Source organism: Collinsella sp. CLA-ER-H10 (assembly GCF_040092475.1).
In the GTDB taxonomy this organism is placed as follows: Bacteria; Actinomycetota; Coriobacteriia; order Coriobacteriales; family Coriobacteriaceae; genus Collinsella.
Genome location: NZ_JBBNLM010000006.1, coordinates 66,082 through 83,287 on the forward strand (window position 1 = coordinate 66,082; position 17,206 = coordinate 83,287).

17 protein-coding genes are annotated in these 17,206 nt (G+C 66.8%); 3 read left to right on the forward strand and 14 right to left on the reverse strand.

The features are described 5' to 3' along the window. Positions 1–73 precede the first annotated feature (73 nt). From AAAX36_RS04370 to AAAX36_RS04380, 3 genes are read left to right on the forward strand one after another with little or no spacing between them, the layout of a single operon-like run. On the forward strand, positions 74–1,510 hold the full coding sequence (locus tag AAAX36_RS04370; protein ID WP_349074203.1) for an efflux RND transporter periplasmic adaptor subunit: 1,437 nt from the start codon (positions 74–76) through the stop codon (positions 1,508–1,510). Further along, the gene (locus tag AAAX36_RS04375) at positions 1,510–2,283 is read left to right on the forward strand and encodes an ABC transporter ATP-binding protein (RefSeq protein ID WP_349074205.1); all 774 of its coding nucleotides are present in this window, start codon (positions 1,510–1,512) and stop codon (positions 2,281–2,283) included. Before AAAX36_RS04370 ends, AAAX36_RS04375 begins: the two co-directional genes overlap by 1 nt. Continuing rightward, positions 2,280–3,494, forward strand: coding sequence for an ABC transporter permease (locus tag AAAX36_RS04380; protein WP_349074206.1), 1,215 nt, complete (start codon positions 2,280–2,282; stop codon positions 3,492–3,494). The genes AAAX36_RS04375 and AAAX36_RS04380 overlap by 4 nt, the downstream gene beginning before the upstream one ends. A gap of 211 nt (positions 3,495–3,705) precedes the next feature. Here AAAX36_RS04380 and cobK read toward each other — a convergent pair whose 3' ends face one another. Genes cobK through AAAX36_RS04450 form a run of 14 tightly spaced genes read right to left on the reverse strand, consistent with a single transcriptional unit; the run spans position 3,706 to position 17,206 of the window. Beyond that, positions 3,706–4,479, reverse strand: coding sequence for a precorrin-6A reductase (cobK, locus tag AAAX36_RS04385; RefSeq protein WP_349074208.1), 774 nt, complete (start codon positions 4,477–4,479; stop codon positions 3,706–3,708). Continuing rightward, positions 4,476–5,117 (reverse strand): precorrin-8X methylmutase, encoded by a 642-nt coding sequence (locus AAAX36_RS04390; RefSeq protein WP_349074211.1) that lies wholly within the window; start codon positions 5,115–5,117, stop codon positions 4,476–4,478. Before AAAX36_RS04390 ends, cobK begins: the two co-directional genes overlap by 4 nt. Next, positions 5,118–5,633, reverse strand: coding sequence for a cob(I)yrinic acid a,c-diamide adenosyltransferase (locus AAAX36_RS04395; protein ID WP_349074213.1), 516 nt, complete (start codon positions 5,631–5,633; stop codon positions 5,118–5,120). Next, positions 5,630–7,129 carry a cobyric acid synthase gene (locus tag AAAX36_RS04400; RefSeq protein WP_349074215.1) on the reverse strand — a complete coding sequence of 500 codons (1,500 nt, stop codon included), beginning with the start codon at positions 7,127–7,129 and terminating at the stop codon, positions 5,630–5,632. Before AAAX36_RS04400 ends, AAAX36_RS04395 begins: the two co-directional genes overlap by 4 nt. Further along, the gene (locus tag AAAX36_RS04405; protein WP_349074218.1) at positions 7,122–8,345 is read right to left on the reverse strand and encodes a threonine-phosphate decarboxylase; all 1,224 of its coding nucleotides are present in this window, start codon (positions 8,343–8,345) and stop codon (positions 7,122–7,124) included. The genes AAAX36_RS04400 and AAAX36_RS04405 overlap by 8 nt, the downstream gene beginning before the upstream one ends. Beyond that, positions 8,342–9,316 carry an adenosylcobinamide-phosphate synthase CbiB gene (gene cbiB / locus AAAX36_RS04410; RefSeq protein WP_195544716.1) on the reverse strand — a complete coding sequence of 325 codons (975 nt, stop codon included), beginning with the start codon at positions 9,314–9,316 and terminating at the stop codon, positions 8,342–8,344. Before cbiB ends, AAAX36_RS04405 begins: the two co-directional genes overlap by 4 nt. Then, entirely contained in the window at positions 9,316–10,272 is a 957-nt protein-coding gene (locus AAAX36_RS04415; protein ID WP_324252585.1) for a histidine phosphatase family protein, read from the reverse strand. Before AAAX36_RS04415 ends, cbiB begins: the two co-directional genes overlap by 1 nt. A 41-nt stretch (positions 10,273–10,313) precedes the next feature. Continuing rightward, the gene (cobS, locus tag AAAX36_RS04420; protein WP_349074220.1) at positions 10,314–11,081 is read right to left on the reverse strand and encodes an adenosylcobinamide-GDP ribazoletransferase; all 768 of its coding nucleotides are present in this window, start codon (positions 11,079–11,081) and stop codon (positions 10,314–10,316) included. Next, complete coding sequence (locus AAAX36_RS04425; protein WP_349074222.1) at positions 11,078–11,626, reverse strand: bifunctional adenosylcobinamide kinase/adenosylcobinamide-phosphate guanylyltransferase; 549 nt, start codon at positions 11,624–11,626, stop codon at positions 11,078–11,080. The genes cobS and AAAX36_RS04425 overlap by 4 nt, the downstream gene beginning before the upstream one ends. Then, positions 11,623–12,765 carry a nicotinate-nucleotide--dimethylbenzimidazole phosphoribosyltransferase gene (gene cobT / locus AAAX36_RS04430; RefSeq protein WP_349074225.1) on the reverse strand — a complete coding sequence of 381 codons (1,143 nt, stop codon included), beginning with the start codon at positions 12,763–12,765 and terminating at the stop codon, positions 11,623–11,625. The genes AAAX36_RS04425 and cobT overlap by 4 nt, the downstream gene beginning before the upstream one ends. Beyond that, on the reverse strand, positions 12,758–14,140 hold the full coding sequence (locus tag AAAX36_RS04435; protein WP_349074227.1) for a cobyrinate a,c-diamide synthase: 1,383 nt from the start codon (positions 14,138–14,140) through the stop codon (positions 12,758–12,760). Before AAAX36_RS04435 ends, cobT begins: the two co-directional genes overlap by 8 nt. Continuing rightward, positions 14,137–15,384, reverse strand: coding sequence for a precorrin-6y C5,15-methyltransferase (decarboxylating) subunit CbiE (gene cbiE, locus AAAX36_RS04440; protein WP_349074228.1), 1,248 nt, complete (start codon positions 15,382–15,384; stop codon positions 14,137–14,139). The genes AAAX36_RS04435 and cbiE overlap by 4 nt, the downstream gene beginning before the upstream one ends. Beyond that, positions 15,372–16,115: a precorrin-3B C(17)-methyltransferase gene (cobJ, locus tag AAAX36_RS04445; protein ID WP_035138228.1), complete on the reverse strand. Its 744-nt coding sequence runs from the start codon at positions 16,113–16,115 to the stop codon at positions 15,372–15,374. The genes cbiE and cobJ overlap by 13 nt, the downstream gene beginning before the upstream one ends. Beyond that, positions 16,115–17,206, reverse strand: a complete 1,092-nt coding sequence (locus tag AAAX36_RS04450; RefSeq protein WP_349074232.1) for a cobalamin biosynthesis protein — start codon at positions 17,204–17,206, stop codon at positions 16,115–16,117. Before AAAX36_RS04450 ends, cobJ begins: the two co-directional genes overlap by 1 nt.

Here is a 17,206-nt window from a genome sequence, read left to right on the forward strand (position 1 = left end):
AAACCGTCCTATGCGCCCGCCCCAACCGGTGGGCGCATATAATTATCGAGGTTCTTTCTATAAAGGAGACGCTATGCCGAATGTCCCCACGATCACCCCGGGCCCAGATAATACCGAGCGCACGCCCGAAGGTGCCACCGAAACGTTTCCTCTGATTACAAACGTACATGCCGACAAGCAGAGCGGACGCGCGAACGATGCGGCCGAGATTTCCGATGAAGAGGCCTACGCCAAGCTCAAGGCGAAGCGCGCCGAGCGTCGACGCAAAAAGCTGATTCGACGCGGTATTGCCGCCGGCGTCGTGGGTGCCATCGCGCTCATTGCCATTGTCGCAACCCTGGTTATCAATGCGCAGCCACAGGGCGCTAACGAGCCTGTGACCGACATGGTGACCGAGGGCACGTTTACCACAACGGTCGAGGCGAAAGGCCAGCTCAAACCCATTTCGTCCTCAGTGGTCTCCCCTTCTGTCGACGGCACGGTCGATTCTATCAACGTGCAGGCAGGCCAATCCGTCAACGAGGGCGACGTGCTTATGACCATTAAAAACGACGAGGTCGATCGCAACGTTGCCGAGGCGCAACGTGCAGTTGCAGCCGCTCAGGAAGACCTCGCCAACGCGCAGAAAGCCGCAGCTGCCGCGCAGGCCACCCCAACGACGGACGTCGAGGGAGCTTCCGCAGCGGCTGGCGTCTCCGCCGCATCAGCGGACACGAACGCCGTATCCGCCGCGCAGCGCAGCCTCGCATCAGCCCAGGCAAACCTCGACCAGGCGAACGCCAAGGCCTCCAGTCGCACGGTCACGGCCCCGAGCTCGGGTAGCATCGTGGAGCTCAATGCCAAAGTGGGCGCCACGGTTACAGGCGGCATGATCATGGGCGAAAGCGATACGAGCGGCGGCAAGCAGTGCATGCAGATCGCCGACCTGTCCAAGATGAAGGTGACCGTGCAGGTGGGCGAAAAGGACATCGCCAAGATCGCCGTTGGGCAGAGCGCCAACGTCACGTATCCCGCGTTTCCCGATATCGTGAGCCAGGGCACCGTCACGGCTATCGCGTCGGTGGCAAACTCCGACGCCGCTAACGGTGGCGGCGGCAGCGTAACCTTTAACGTCGACATTCTCATCGAGGCGCCCGACGCGCGCCTGAAGCCGGGCATGACGGCCGAGGTATCGGTGGTGACCGAGCAGCTCGACGACGTGGTGATGGTGCCGACGATGGCGCTCATGACCGAAGACGGCGAACACTATTACGTCAACGTGGCGACCGATGACGAGGGCAAGCAAACCCGTCGCGTGAAGGTGACTGTCGTGACGCAAAACGACAACGAAGCCGTAGTCGGCAAGACACAGGTCAAGCGCGACGACCAGGGCAACGAGATCAACCCCAACGTGCCGGTTACCAAGCTGCGCAATGGCGACACCCTCGTCATGGACACCGGAGCGAACGCAACGGCTGACGGCGGCTACAGCGCGGATTCGGGCAATATGTCTGACGATGAGGGCATGTAATGCGTCCCGTTATCGACATCCGCAACATGCACCGCATCTTTGAGAGCGAGGCGGGTTGCGCCCACATCCTGCACAACGTGAGCCTGGCGGTAGAACCCGGCGAATTCGTCGCTATCACTGGCCCCTCGGGCTCGGGCAAATCAACGCTCATGAACATCCTAGGCTGCCTGGATAAGCCAACGGCAGGCGACTACTACCTGCAAGGGCTCAACGTGGCCGAGCTCGACGATGACGAGCTCACCGAAGTCCGCGCCCTGAGCATTGGCTTTGTCTTTCAGAGCTTCAACCTGCTGCCGCGCCTGTCGGTTATCGAAAACGTGATGCTGCCGCTGGCCTACACCAATGTGCCCCGTAGCCAGCGCGAGATGCGCGCCGTGCACGCGCTGCAGGCCGTCACGCTACCGGTCGACCACTGGGACCACCGCATATCCGAGCTCTCGGGCGGCCAGATGCAGCGTGTCGCAATCGCGCGCGCCCTCGTCAATGACCCGCCCATCATCTTGGCCGATGAGCCGACGGGAAACCTGGACTCCGCTACCGGAGCGCTTGTAATGGAGACCTTCCATAGACTTCAGGAGCGCGGCAAAACCATCGTGCTTATCACACACGACCCCGGCATCGCCGCCGAGGCCGACCGTGCCGTGACCATCCGCGACGGTCGCATTCACGACGGCGCGTATATTCCACATGCACCGCGGACCCTGCGTGGCGCCGTAGATAGCCTGCCCATGATTTCCGCCTCCGCCAACCCGCCGAAAGGAGTGATGGCATGAGCGCCTGCGATCTCATCCAGGAAGCCCTTCACTCGCTCGAGGCCAACAAGGGGCGCAGCCTGCTCACCATCCTGGGCATTGTCATCGGCATCGCCTCGGTAATCGCCATGACTTCGCTCATCGGCGGCATCCAAAACAGCCTGGTCAACAGTCTGGGTCTCAATGCGGCACGCATGGTGCAAATCTATTCGTCGCAAGAACTCACCGAGTCGGACATCGAGAAGCTTCAAAAACTGGTGCCGCAGATAGAGCAGATCGGCATTGTCGACAGCGCGTATACCGAGTATAAGACCGGCGATAAAAGCTATACCGTCATGGCACAGGGTGTCGATAGCGACATGCTCGACGCCGTGGGGGCCAGCAAGCTCGTTGCGGGGCGCACCTATTCCCAGGCCGAGTCCCAGTCAGGCTCGCGCGTGGCGCTCATTAGCCGCAACGGCGCCGATCAGCTTTACGGCAACGAACAGGATGCGCTGGGGAAAACCATCAAGGTGTCCAACGGCGAGGTGCAGATTGTAGGCGTGATAGATGGTGGCAGCGACTCCATGGGCTCGCTCACGCTGTATATGCCACGCGAAACCATCTCCGGGCTGTTTAGCGACGAGAATCCTTCATTCCCCAGCGTGACGGCACTTGCCGCCGAGGGCACGGACATGGATGAGCTCTGCAAAACCATCGAGTCCAAGGTGCGCGCGATGAAGGGCATCGAGAAGGAGGATGAGTACGACAGTGTATCGGCGACATCCATGAAAAGCGCCATCGATGCACTCAACTCCTTTATGGGCGCGTTCTCGCTCATCATGGGCGCTGTCGCCAGCATTTCGCTGCTTGTCGGCGGTATCGGCATTATGAATATGATGCTCACCAACGTGACTGAACGCATCCGCGAGATCGGCATCCGCCGTGCTCTGGGCGCCAGTCGTCGCGATATCACCGCGCAGTTTTTGGCCGAGTCTTCGGCATTGTGCATCACCGGCGGTCTGCTGGGTGTCCTGATTGGCTATCTGCTGGCCTGGGGCCTCGCGATGTTTGCCTCCGAATCCGGGATTCTTGGCGAGCTCGGTGCCAGCGGGCAAATCACACCGAGCTTTTCAATCGCCACGGTGCTGCTGGCCTTCGCCGTCTCCGTCGGCATCGGCGTAATCTTTGGCTTCTACCCCGCTCGACGCGCGGCAAAGCTCGACCCGGTGGAGTGCCTACGCTACCAGTAAGCCACCACCAACAAGTTGCGGTGAATTAGGGACTGAATATGCTATCTAGCAGCAAAAACAGACACTATTTCACCGAAACTTATTGAGGGGCTGCTTGCGCCAGTTCCAGGCGTCGTCCTCGAGCTATTGGCGGATGACGGTCTTGTACGGTTCGAGCTTGCTCGAGGCGCTCCTCCTCGCGGGCGGGAGGGCGCGCAGGCGCGGGGAGCGCCTAGCGCGCGAACTCCCGTAAGAGCGCGTCTTCCACTTCCCGAAGCGAAAGGGCCCCGCCTCCCTCGGCGGGACGGGTAACCACGATGCAGCGCGCTCCCGCGTCGCGCGCGGCGGCGAGCTTCTCGGCCGTGCCGCCTACGGTTCCCGAGTCCTTGGTCACAAGCCACTGGGCGCACACCTGCCGAAGCATCGCCTCGTTGAGCTCGCGGGTGAAGGGCCCCTGCATGCCGATGACGTGCGACGGCGAAAACCCCGCGTCGATGCACTTCGTTATAGCACCGGGAAGCGGGAGCACACGCACGAAGAAGCGCTCCGCGAAATCGGCGATGCGCGTGTAGGGAGCAAGCTCCTTGCTCCCCGTCGTGAGAAGCGCGCGACCCGGGTTCTCGGAGAGAAAGCGCGCCGCGCAGGCGATCGACGCGACCGACACGACGCCTTTGGGAAGCGCCTCGACCGGGCGCGCAAGGCGCAGGAATCGTGTACCCACGGCGAGCGAAGCGGCCCGGATGTTGCCGCTTGCGAGCGTAGCGAAGGGATGCGTGGCGTCGACGACGATGCGCGCGCCGGAAAGCTCGCGCTCCATGTCGGCCTCGTCGAGCCTGCCCGCATGCACCTCGATGCCCGGAAGCTCGCCCAAAAGCTCGCCTCCGTACTCGGTTGCCGCGTAGGCACGGGCGGGGATGCCCACCCCGCTCGCCCATTCGCACAGAAGGCGGCCCTCGGTGGTGCCGGCGAAGATGCGCAGCGCCGGCACGGATGCGGCCGCCGTCACTTCAAGCCGCCTGGGCGCGTGATCTGGTAGAGCAGCGCGTTCATGATGGCGGCCGCCACGGTCGAGCCGCCCTTGCGACCCCTCGCGACGATGGCCGGCACGTGTCGCGCGAGTAGCTCCTCTTTCGCCTCGACCACGTTCACAAACCCGACCGGCACCCCAATGACGAGCGCGGGCGCGATCTTCCCCGCGTCCATGAGCTCGGCGAGGCGCAGAAGTGCTGTGGGAGCGTTGCCGACTGCCACGATGAGCGGACCCTCGATGCCGCAAGCTTTGTCCATGCTCGCAACGGCGCGAGTCGTGCCCGCGGCGCGCGCGGCCGCGGCGACATCAGGGTCGGCCATGTAGCACACGGCCTGGCAGCCGATCTTCGCGAGCGCGGGCTTGCTTATGCCTGCGAGCGCCATGTTCGTGTCGGTGAGCACCGTGGCCCCTGCGCGCAGTGCGTCGAGCGCACAGTGCGCGGCGTCATGGGTGAACACGAGGGAATCGGCGTACGAGAAGTCGGCAGTGGTGTGGATGACGCGCTTCACGACGGGCTCCTCGAGCGGCGGGAACGTGCGGCCGCCGAGCTCTTCGGTGATGATCTCGAAGCTGCGCCGCTCGATGTCGCCGGGCGCCATCTCCTTGGAATCCATCTAGTACTCCACCCCTTCCCTTGCACATATCCCCTGAGCGTAGGGGTGTTTCTCGCACCGCATCTCGGTTATGTAGTCGGCCTTCTCCACGATCTTGCGGGAAGGCGCGCGCCCGGTGAGCGCTACTTCGACGCCGCGCGCGGACATATCGAGCGCGCGGTCCACGAGCGCCTCGTCGACAAGCCCCTTCGAAAGCGCGTCGAGCGCCTCGTCGAGCACGAGCAGCCCCTCCTGCGTGCCCTCGAACTCGGCGAGCGCGGAAGCGAGGTTCCCATCGTGCAGCTCGCACGTCGCGGCAAGTTCTTCCGACGTCATGGACCAGGTAAACTTTTCCGACACCTTCCCCGCGAACACGGGCACGCCGAAATGCTCGGCGAGCAGTCGCGCCTCCCCGCTTTCGCCGTCTTTCAGGAACTGCACGACGACAACGCGGCGGCCTGCGGCGAGCATGCGAAGGGCGAGGCCCATCGCCGCCGTGGTCTTGCCTTTGCCGTCGCCATGATACACGTGGATCATACGCCCTCCTCGATAATGCGGTAGATATACTCCATGTCGAGCGTCCCGCGCACGACGTCGGCCAGGCGGTCGAACTCGCGCGCACGGTGATCGGCCGCGGACGCCGCGCGCGCAGCACCCACGACACTCTCGGGCAGGCCGCGCATGCGCGCGAGCGAGCGCGCGAGGGCGAGCGCCACCCCCGGTTCGTCGAACAGGCCGTGGAGATAGGTTCCGAACACGTTTCCGCAGGCCGCGCCTTCTGGTTTGCCGCCAATCGTGCCCGCAGGGGCGCAGGAGACGGTCGTTTCGCCGTCGTGAATCTCGTACCCGCGCGCCGTCATGCCGTTCCACACCGAGAACGCGCCTTGGGCGCCCGTGATGCGCAGCTCCGACTGGGCGAGGCGCTTTTCCTCCTTGAACACCGTACTTGCAGGAATGAGCCCGAGCCCGCGCGCGGTGCCAGCGCCTTCCCTGCCGTGCGGGTCGGAAAGCTCGTCTCCCAAAAGCTGGTAGCCTCCGCATATGCCGAGCACCGGCGTGCCCGCGCCCGAAAGCGCGCGTACACAGGCTCCGATGCCGCTAGCCGCAAGCCAGCGCGCGTCGTCGAGCGTGGTCTTCGAGCCGGGGAGCACCACCAGGTCGGGTCGGCCCAGATCGTTCGTCGAGGAAACGTAGCGCACGCCCACGCCGGGCACGCGCGAAAGCGGGTCGAAGTCGGTGAAGTTCGACAGATGCGGAAGGCGCACGACGGCGACGTCGATGACGCCGCGCGCCTCGCGGGCAGATAGGCGCGGCGCGAGCGAGTCCTCATCGTCCAGGTCGAGCGTAAGATACGGCACGACCCCCACGACGGGAACCCCGCACATTTTCTCGAGCGGAGCCAAACCCGGGCGCAGGATTTCCACATCGCCGCGGAACTTGTTCACCACAAGCCCCCGCAAAAGCGCGCGATCCTCGGGCGAAAGGAGCGCGACCGTGCCGTAGAGCTGGGCAAACACCCCGCCTGGATCGATGTCGCCCGCGAGCAGCACGGGGGAGGACACGGCGCGCGCAAGCCCCATGTTGACGATGTCGTTTTCGGCAAGGTTGATTTCGACGGGGCTGCCGGCGCCCTCGATGACGATGACGTCGTTTTCCTCCGCGAGCGAATCGAACGCCTCCAAAATCTGCGGCATGAGCGCCTTCTTTCGCGCGAAGTAGTCCCTCGCAGCGAAGGCTCCCTGCGCCTTGCCGGCCACGATGAGCTGGCTTCGGTGGTCGCTTTCGGGCTTGAGCAGGATGGGGTTCATGCGCACGTCGGGCGCGATGCCGCACGCCTCGGCCTGCATAATCTGGGCGCGCCCCATCTCAAGCCCGTCGGCCGTGACACCGCTGTTGAGCGCCATGTTCTGGCTCTTGAAGGGAGCCACGCGCAGGCCGTCCTGCGCAAGCACGCGGCACAGCCCCGCCGCAAGCAGGCTCTTCCCCGCGTTCGACATGGTGCCCTGGATCATGATGGGCTTCGCCCTACCCACGGGTATCGACCTCCTTCGCCGAGCCTCGGCCATCCGCGCCCGCCATAGCGTCGCTGCAAGAAGCGCCGCCCCGTTCGTCGGGTTCGCCTTCGCCCGATGCGCCTTCCGCCCGAAGCGCGCGGCTGAACGCCATCGCAAGCCGGGCGTTCTCCTTGCGCGTGCGCACCGCGACGCGGCACCAGAAACGGGACAGTACCGAAAACGAGTCGCACGTGCGGACCAAAACCCCCTGTTTATACAGGCGCTCGGGGATGTCTTTCGCCGGCGTGCGGACTAAAAGGAAGTTCGCATCCGACGGCACGACGGAAAGCCCGAGCGAGGAGAGCTCGTGGGAAAGCCACGCTCGCTCGACCGCCAGTGCATCGCGCGTGCGCGAGACGTATTCGACGTCTTCCAGGGCGGCGATGCCCGCGGCCTCGGCGACCGAGGAGACGGGCCACGCCTGCCCAGCCCGGCGAATCCCATCGATGAGTTGGGCGTTTCCGCTGATCAGATATCCCAACCGCAACCCCGCCATTCCGTAGAGCTTGGTGAACGCGGAGAGCACGGCCACATGGCGCGAACACGCGGCGCGTGCGGCCACGCTCCTTTCGCGGGCGTCGGGCGCAAATCCGAGGAAGCACTCGTCCACGACGAGCAGCGCGCCCACCTGCTCGCAGCGGCAAGCCGCGGCATCGATCACGCGGGGGTCGACGAGGCGACCCGTCGGGTTGTTCGGATTGCAGAGGTACGCCACGTCTCCCGGCCCCTCGATCGCACGGGCGAAGGAGGCGGGCACGTCGAAGTCGTCCGCTTCGGAGAGCGGGAACTCCTGCACGCATGCGCCATAGTACGATGCCGCCTCCGCATATTCAGAGAACGTCGGCGCGCACACGACGATGCGTTTCGGTCGCACCGCTGCGGCGAGCCGCCAGATGATGTCGGACGCGCCCGCGCCGCAGACGATAGTATCTTCGGGAATGCCCTGGGCGCGCGCTAGGGCGCGAACGAGGGCGCGGCTTTCCCTATCGGGGTAAGCGTCGATTCGAGAAAGCGCCTTGCAAGCTGCGGCGACGGCGCGCGGCGAGGGGCCTGCCGGATTCACGTTCACCGAGAAGTCGATGAGGTCGGAGGCGCCCCCTTCGCAAGCGATGCCGAGCGATTGCGAGCTGCCCCCATGCGTACGGGCGCGCAGGATTCCCCCGGCAGCCCGGGGCGCGGCGTGGTCTTCCCTCATACCATCGCCCCCACGGCGAGCACGACCGCCGCGCGCGCGGCGCCGAAGACGACGAGCGCGCATACGGACGCGGCGAGCATGAGCCTAGTCGCCCGGGCGATGTCGCTCCACTCAATTTCACGGGACGCGTCGCCTATCGTCGGTTTCTCAACGAGCTTGCCGAAATACACCGCGGGTCCTGCCAGGCGCAGCCCGAGCGCGCCCGCACACGCTGACTCGGTCTGCGCCGAGTTGGGGCTCGCATGGCGACGCCTGTCGCGGCGCCAGATGCGCGCCGCCCCGCGAGCATCGAGCCCGACGATCGGGCACACGGCGATCATGAACAGGGCCGATAAGCGCGAGGGAATCCAGTTCACCGCATCGTCGAGGCGCGCCGAGGCGCAGCCGAAGTCGATGTAGCGCTCGTTTTTGTAGCCCACCATGCTGTCGAGCGTGTTCACCGCCTTGTACGCCATGCCCAAGGGCGCACCCCCGATCATAAGGTAGAAAAGCGGCGCGATGACGCCGTCGCTCGCGTTCTCCGCCACCGTTTCCACGGCGGCGCGCGCAACGCCCTGCTCGTCGAGAACAGACGTGTCGCGTCCCACGATGAGCCCGACGGCTTCGCGAGCCGCGACAAGGCCGCCCTTCGAGAACGCGCGGGCCACGGCCAGGCTCTGGCGGCGCAGCTCGCATGCCGCGAGAATCTGATAGCTCGCCCATGCCTCGGCCACGAAGCGCAAGCCGGGGTGAACCATGCCGCAAAGATGCAGGATTCCCAAGGTCAAAAGCCCACACGCAAGCGGAAGCGCCACGGCGAGCACAAGCCCTGCGGCGCGCGTGCCCGCGGACGTTTGCGGGAATGAGCCCCGCAGGCGGCCTTCGGCCCACGTGATCGCGCGCCCCATGGCGACAACGGGATGGGGAAGCCAGCGCGGGTCGCCGAAGGCAAGGTCGGCTGCGAACCCGGCGGCGGCGGCAAGAATCGTCATCACCGGGCATCGCCCCCCGAAGCGGGACGAACGTCGCGAAGGCAGCGCCCATCCCAGGTGGCGGCCCATGCGCCGCCCGGCTCGGTATGCACGTCGAAATATCCCATTTTCGGGACAGCTAGCTCGGAGAGCAGCGCTTTCACGGTACCCGCGTGAACGACGAAGACGGCGCGCCCACTCCCCTGGGCGCGCTCCGATTCGCACGCCTCCCGAAACGCCGCGACGACGCGGCGGGTGAAATCGCTCTTGCCCTCGCCATGCGGGCAGCGCGTCTCGCACCAGGAGTCTACCCAGGCGCGGTAGCGCACATCCTCTTTAAGCTCGGCGGCGCTTCGCCCCTCGAAGTCGCCGAAATCCATCTCGCGCAGACCGGGGCACGCCATAAGCTCCGCGTTCGGGAAGAGGATGCGCGCCGTCTGGTCGGTGCGGGCCATGCCGCTCGTGATAACACGGAACATGTCACGATCGCACGCGAGGTCGCGCAAAGCGCGCTCGCCCGCGCTCGACAGGGGCTCGTCGGTGCCCGCCCCGCTGTAGCGATGGTCTTCCGTGCCCGCCGTGGCACCATGGCGCACGAAGACGACTTCCAAAGGCGCGCCCGCGCCCTGCGTCCCTCGAGGCGCATCGGCAAGGTTTCCTTTGATGACCTGGGGAATCCCGCACGTCATGCGCACGACGACGTCGGCACGCGCAGCGAGCGCGCATCCTAAGCGCCCCGCGCGCTCGCGCCATTGGGCGTCTTCCGCACGCATGGGGACGACCCCCGAGCCGACCAAGGGCAGAATTACTGCGTCGAAGCCAATCAGCCGCTCGAGCGCCCGGTCTGCGTCGAGCGCGCGTACGAGCTCCTCAGCACGGTACGCGACACGGCCGGCAAAAGCCGCGGGCACGCCGCCCTCCGCAAGCTGCGCCGCATCGACGAAATCGTCCGCCGCGAACCCGAGCTTTTCGCGCACGAAGGTCCTCTTCCCCGAATGCGCGCCACCTACCACGAGAATCATAGGAGCATGCCCCCCGCCACCAGCATGGCAAGCATCGCGAGCTCGGCCCATTGCAGAAACCATCCGGCCAAATCCCCCGTCACCCCGCCGAAGCGGGACAGGGCAACATGGCGGTACCACGCGAGCGCCAAAAGCCCCGCCACCGCCATAAGGACGCCGACGGCCTGAGCGCACGCGACCATCCCTGCAGCCGAAGCCGCGGCGAAAGCGCAAAGCGGCACGACGATCGCCGCGCGCTTCTTCGCAGGCGAGAGCCCCGCGGCCATGCCGTCCGCCCGCGCGGCAGGCCAGCATTCTACGGCGAGCCCCGAAAGCGCGCGGGAGAACACGAGCGAGCACAGAAGCGCGAGGAACGCCTCCGCCGTAAGCGGCAGCGCGGTGAACAGGGAAAACTGCAGAATAAGGTACACAACAACACCGATGACCCCGAAGGCGCCCGCCCGCGGGTCGTGCATGATCTCGAGCTTTCGCTCGCGCGGGGCCCAACTTGCAAGCGCATCGGAGGTGTCGCAGAGCCCGTCTAGGTGGATGCCTCCCGTCACCGCCACAGGCAGCGCCGCGAGCACGGCCGCGACGATGGTCGCGGGTACGCCGAGCAGGTTCGCCACGTACCCCCACGCCGTCATGAGGAAGCCTTCCGCAAGGCCCACCAGGGGAAACGCGGCAAGCGCATGGGTTGACCCGAAATCGGTCCAGGCCGATTTCGGGACGGGGATGCGCGAGAACGTTCCGAACGCCGCGCCGATTGCCTCTGCTATCTTCACCTTATAGGTCCTTCGCCTTTCATCCACACGGGAATCCCGCATACCACTTCGACTGCGCGGTCGGCCAGCGCCACCACACCCGCGTTCACGCGCGCGAGCGCGCGCCTCCATGCCTCGGTCCCCTCATCGTAGCGCATCCCATCGGCGAACACGTCGACGGTGACCACCACCGTATACGCAGCGGCCTGAGCGACCCGTTCGATGCCTCCGAGCACCTCGCGCGCCGCAGCGTCGGGGTCACGTGGGGACAAGCCGCCTTCCGCGAAGAGCTCGTTCGCAACCAGGTTGCCCACGTCCTCCAAAAGAAGCGTGCAGCCGCACGGAAGCCCGGGCACTGCGGCGCCCACGTCACGCGTGCGCTCGAGGGTGGAAAACCCCTTGCCCTCGCGCAGCGCCCGATGGCGCGCGATGCGGCGGGCGCCCTCTTCCCCGAAGGGCTCCATCGTTGCCAGGTACACGCGGGGGCCGTCGTGCCCGAGGCACAGGGACTCGGCATAGGCGCTCTTGCCGCTCGCGGCGGCGCCGATAACGAACGTCACCGTCATTTCCCAGCCTCGAAATGCTCGTAAGCAGCCATGCCAGTCGCCGTGAACGTCTTCCCATCCCGGTACACGCGCAGCGCCGAATCCAGAAGGGGCAGATACGCCATGGCGCCCGCGCCCTCGCCCAAGTGCATGCCTGCGTCGAGGGGTGCCTTTATGCCGAGCTCGCGAAGGAGCTCCTGGCTTGCGGGTTCGCTAGATGCGTGGGTGCCCACGAGGTAGCCCAAGGCGTTGGGGCACAGGCGCACCGCGCACAGGGCCGCCGTGCAGGATATGACCCCGTCGAGGAGCACCGGCACCTTCGAGGCCGCGGCCCCCAGGTAGAAGCCGCACATCGCCCCGATGTCGAAGCCGCCCACCTTCGAGAGCACGTCGATCGGGTCGGCGGGATCGGGCGAGTTCGCGTCGATAGCGCGCTCGACCACGTCGCGCTTGCGCGCGAGCGAGGCGTCCGAGAGCCCCGCGCCGCGCCCGACGAGGCTCCGCGCGTCCGCCCGGATGAGCACTGCGGCCACCGCCGCCGAGGTGGTCGTGTTGCCGATGCCCATCTCGCCCGCAGCGAGAAGGCGCACGCCGGCGCGGGCAAGCCCGCACGCGACGGCGATTCCGACCTCGATCGCGCGCACGGCCCCATCGCGAGACATGGCGGAGCCGTGCGCGATGTTGCCGCTCCCCCGCCGCACGTTCGCGCGCACCATGCGCGCGTCTTCTATGCCCCGGGCCATACCCACGTCGACGGGCACGACCTCGGCACCCGCGAACGCCGCCATGCGGCAGGCGCTCGTGGCCCCCTCGCACATGTTGCGCGCGACGGCTCGCGTCACGTCTTGCCCGCTTTGCGACACGCCTTCGGCAACGACCCCGTTGTCGGAGAAGAATACCGCGAGCGCACGGGGAAACTCGGCCACCTCGGCGCTCCCCTGAGCTGCGGCGATACACGCGACGGCGTCTTCAAAGTCGCCCAATCCCCCCAAGGGGTGCGCGATGGAGTCCCACGCGGCGTACGCGACGGCGCGGGCGCACTCGTCTGCGGGCGCGATGCGGGAGAGCGCGGCTTCGAGCACGGCGCCCGGCGCCGACGAGAACGCGCGCTCGACTTCCTCGCGGATGCTGGCAAGCGCGGTTTCGGTTGCTTCAGCCATGCCGTCTCCTCTCTGCGAACGACGCTGCGGCAGACGCGAACGCGCGCGCAACGTCGGGGTTCGCAGGATAGTACACATGCGGGAAGCCCGCAACCAGGGACGGGGTGGTCGTCATGCACGGCCAGCCCTTGTCGCGCCGGGGCTTCTGCGCCCAGAAGTCGCCGCCCGGGCAGGTGGACTGCCAGTAGTGGAACTCGTGCGCGCGGATGCGTGTGCCGCACGGCCCGTAGAGCCCGTCGCGTTGGGAAGTGAGCTCCACGTACCCGAAATGGGACAGCCTTCCCCCGTTCTCGCTTGCGCCCTCAAGGGCGCCCGCAACAGGCCGGCGCCGCCCCTCGCTATCGGAGATTTCGCGCTGCAGGTACAGAAACCCACCGCATTCGGCGACCGTCGGCATGCCGGATTCAACCGCGCGCCGCATCGCCTCGCGCATCGGCGCGTTCTCGGAGAGCCGCCGCGCATGGAGCTCCGGGTAGCCGCCCCCCAGATAGAGGGCGCTTGTCCCCCGGGGCAACTCGCTATCACACAGGGGGCTGAATAAGGCCAGCTCGCAACCCAGGTCCTCGAGCGCGCGCAGGTTCTCCTCGTAGTAGAACAAGAACGCCTCGTCAAGCGCGACGGCGATGATGGGCCGCGCTCCCGCGATCGGCTCCAACCGGTAAGGATCCTCGCGGATATCGGGTGCCGTCGCCGCTATTTCGAGCAAGAGGTCGACGTCGACGCTCTTTTCCACCAGCTCGGCCATCTTGTCGATGCGCGCGGAGAGCTGCTTGACTTCGTCGGCGGTCACAAGTCCCAGATGCCGGCTTTCGAGCGAGAACGCCTCGTCGGCGGGGATATTACCCAAAACCGCGACGCCCGTGTGCTTCTCGATCGCAGGCTTCGCGTAGGCGCAGGCAGCGGCGCTCGTCTTGTTCAGCACGACGCCGCGCACGTTCGCACAAGGCAGGAACTCGGCGATGCCGCGGATTACGGCGGCGAGCGATAAAGACGCCCCGCGCCCGTTCACCACTAAAACGACCGGCGTTTCCGTGTCGCGTGCAACCTGGTAGCTGCTCGCGTCGGCCACGCCTGGCGCCATGCCGTCGTAGAAGCCCATGACCCCCTCGAGCACCGCGACATCCGCGCCCGCGGCGCCACGTGCGAGCAGGGCGCGCAGCGTCGGGGCGTCGGTGAAGAAGCCGTCTAAGTTGCCCGAGCGCGCACCCACGACGCGGCGATGAAAGAGCGGGTCAATGTAGTCGGGCCCGCATTTGAAGGCCGCGCATGCAAGGCCGCGGCGCGCGAACGCGCGCAGGAGCGCGCACGTTACGACCGTCTTGCCGCTCCCACTCGAGGGCGCAGCGACCATGAAGCGCGGGATGGACGTGCTCACCGGGCGCCGCCTTCCCCACCTGCACCACGCGCGCTGACGAGGAACACGGGGTTTTGCGCCTTCATAAGATGGTGCGAGCCTACAGCCTCGGCGCGGGCGGCCGACACCTGGCACGCCTCGAACCCCTTAAAGCGCGAACCCGAGAGGAGCGCGCACGCCTCGGTGAGCGTCTCAACAGTGACGCATGGCACGCACAGGCGAACCTGCGAGTTCTTCTCGAGCGCTGCCTCCACGATGGAGGGAAGCTCGCCCGCGCTCCCGCCGACGAACACAGCGTCGGGAACGGGCAGTTTCGCGAGCGCTTCGGGGGCGACACCGGGGACCGCATGCACGTTGCCGCACCCGAATGCATCCGCGTTCTCTCGGATGAGCCGCACGCCGGCCGCGTTGCGCTCGACCGCCCATACCGACCCCGCTCGCGCGACGAGCGCCGCCTCGATCGACACGCTCCCCGTGCCGGCTCCGACGTCCCACACGGTGTCGGTAGCGGTAAGGCGCAGCTTCGCGAGCGCGACTGCGCGCACCTCCTGCTTGGTCATGGGAACGTCGCCGCGGATGAAGAGCTCGTCGGGAATGCCCGAGGAAGCGTACGGCCAGCGGGAACTCGCGGCGCGGGATGCGAACTCGATAAGCATCACGTTCAAGTCGTCGAACGTCTGACCTGCGATTTCACTTGCGGTCGCGCAGGTGATGCGCTCGTCGGGGTACGACAGGCGCTCGGCCACCGTCACGCGCGCATCCCCGAAGCCCGCCTGCACAAGCTCGCCCGAAAGCCGCGAGGGGTCTTCCCCGCCCGACGTGACGAGAAAGAGCTCACCTGCGCGCTCGGCCTCGGCCACGATGTCGCACGCCACGCCGTGAGCGCTCGCGAAGCGCCAATCCTGCCATGGACGCGCGAGGCGCGCGGCGAGATAAGACGCTGAGCTTATGCCGGGAACGACGCGCACGTCCACCTGCGCGTCGCCGGAGAGCGCCTCCACCAGGCGGCGCGCGCCGCTGAACAGCCCCACATCGCCCGTCATCACGACCACGGCGCGCCGCCACGACGCCGCATCGGTGAGCGCGGCGACGATGTCCGCCGTCTTCACGAGCTCGCATCTCACCACGTCGGGCGGCACGTCGATGCCGGCAAGCGCGCGATGAGCGCCGATGACCACGTCGGCGAAGTCGATAGCGTCGAGCGCCGCGCGCGAGAGCAAGTCGGGGTTTCCGGGCCCCGCCCCGATGATCGTTACCTTTCGCATGGAATCTCCCGATACCCGCGCGGCGTGACCATACGGCCGCCTACGAGCTTCGTGTTCGCGTTGCCGACGAACACGGTGGTGAACATGTCGGCGTCGATCTCCCCCAGCTCAGAGAGCCTACACATGCCCGACTGCTGCCCCTCGCGCCCGATGTTGCGTACCCAGCCGCAGAGCGTGTCGGGGGCCTTCCATTCGAGCATAATCTTCGCCGCGCGTGAGAGCCTGTCGGCGCGCTTTCTGCTGCGCGGGTTGTACAAACAGATGCAGAAGTCGGCGCTCGCCACGGCGGCGAGCCTGCGCTCGATGACCTCCCATGGCGTGAGCAGGTCGGAGAGCGACACGACCGCGAAGTCGTGGGCAAGCGGGGCGCCGAGCACCGCCGACCCGCTCTGAGCCGCGGTGGCCCCGGCGATAACTTCCACGTCTACATCGGGGTAGTCCTCCGCAAGCTCCAGCACGGGGCTCGCCATGCCGTACACGCCCGCGTCACCGCTGCACACGAGCGCCACGGCTTCTCCGCTCTGCGCACGCGAAAGCGCCAGGCGGCACCGTTCAACCTCGTGCATCATCGGCGTCGCGAGATGCGCCGCGTCGGGCACGGCGGCGAGCGCGAGCTCCACGTATTTCGTGTACCCCACAACGATGTCGGCCGCCTCGAGCGCGCGCCGAGCCGCAATCGTCATGCCGTCGGGGCCGCCCGGGCCGATCCCCACCACGAAGAGCTTTCCCATCACCGCTCCTTAAACGAAAGTTCGATAGATACTTTGGAAAACGCGACGGTCACGCCGCCGTGAGCGAGCTTCGGGAAGATAAGTTTGCCCCCGCCCGCGAGCGCCGCGCGCTCGCACACATTGTCGACCCCCACCGTCGCGCGCACGAAATCAGATGGCGAAACGCTGCCTTCGACCTGCGACAACTCCTCTGCGGAATACGTCGCAAGCGGGATATTGCGCGCGCGGCAGAAGGCGAGCAGACCCTCCTCGTGCGCCTTCACGTCGATCGTCGCCGCCTCGCGCACGGCCAAAGGCGAGATGCCCGCCTGCCCGCACGCGAGAAGAAACGCCTCCCCGATCGCTTCGGCGCACGCACCGCGACGGCACCCTATGCCCGCAACGATACAGGGCACGACAAGGCGAAGCGGCTCGGGCGCAGGCGCCTGCGCCCGCATGCCCGCCGGCATCCCCGTCTCACCGGCGGGCACGACCTCGTCCGTTGTCTCCGCCGCGCGAACGAACGCGCCTGCATTCGCGCCAGCGAACGGCGACACGACGATATCGGCCCGAGCGCGGTCGGACGCAATGTCTACCCCCTCAGGCGGCTGTCCCGAAATCGGCATGTCGGAATAGAGTGCCACGCGCCCGCCCGAAAGCAGCCGCGCCGACACTCGCTTGATGGCCTCGGGATTCGAAACGGCGAGCCCCGCACAGCGCGCCCACGTATCCACCGCCCACACGCCGCGGACGTCGGTCGCCGTGGTGATGACGGGGATGGCCCCTACCGCGCGGGCCACAGTTTGCGCAAGCTCGTTCGCACCGCCCAAATGCCCCGACAAAAGCGGGACGGCAAAGCGCCCCGCCTCGTCAATCACCACAACCGCGGAATCGGTTGCCTTCGAAGCGACATGCGGCGCGATCGCCCGCACGGCGATGCCCGCCGCGCCCACGAACAGAAGCGCGTCCGACGCTTCCCACGCGAGCGCCGTCCATGCGCGCAGGTCGGCCTTCCCCTCGCCGAACCCGCGCGAAACGGAAACGTCCCAGCCAGGGTCATCTTCACCTGTCTGCGCGCAATCGGAAAGCGCGCGTGCGGTGCGCTCCGCCAA

Excerpts from the sequence above, each read along its gene's own strand:
- AAAX36_RS04370 (WP_349074203.1), top strand. The coding sequence starts at position 74 with ATGCCGAATGTCCCCACGATCACCCCGGGCCCAGATAATACCGAGCGC.
- AAAX36_RS04375 (WP_349074205.1), top strand. The coding sequence starts at position 1,510 with ATGCGTCCCGTTATCGACATCCGCAACATGCACCGCATCTTTGAGAGC.
- AAAX36_RS04380 (WP_349074206.1), top strand. The coding sequence starts at position 2,280 with ATGAGCGCCTGCGATCTCATCCAGGAAGCCCTTCACTCGCTCGAGGCC.
- AAAX36_RS04390 (WP_349074211.1), bottom strand. The coding sequence starts at position 5,117 with ATGGATTCCAAGGAGATGGCGCCCGGCGACATCGAGCGGCGCAGCTTC.
- AAAX36_RS04395 (WP_349074213.1), bottom strand. The coding sequence starts at position 5,633 with ATGATCCACGTGTATCATGGCGACGGCAAAGGCAAGACCACGGCGGCG.
- AAAX36_RS04405 (WP_349074218.1), bottom strand. The coding sequence starts at position 8,345 with ATGAGGGAAGACCACGCCGCGCCCCGGGCTGCCGGGGGAATCCTGCGC.
- cbiB (WP_195544716.1), bottom strand. The coding sequence starts at position 9,316 with ATGACGATTCTTGCCGCCGCCGCCGGGTTCGCAGCCGACCTTGCCTTC.
- AAAX36_RS04425 (WP_349074222.1), bottom strand. The coding sequence starts at position 11,626 with ATGACGGTGACGTTCGTTATCGGCGCCGCCGCGAGCGGCAAGAGCGCC.
- cobT (WP_349074225.1), bottom strand. The coding sequence starts at position 12,765 with ATGGCTGAAGCAACCGAAACCGCGCTTGCCAGCATCCGCGAGGAAGTC.
- cbiE (WP_349074228.1), bottom strand. The coding sequence starts at position 15,384 with ATGCGAAAGGTAACGATCATCGGGGCGGGGCCCGGAAACCCCGACTTG.
- cobJ (WP_035138228.1), bottom strand. The coding sequence starts at position 16,115 with ATGGGAAAGCTCTTCGTGGTGGGGATCGGCCCGGGCGGCCCCGACGGC.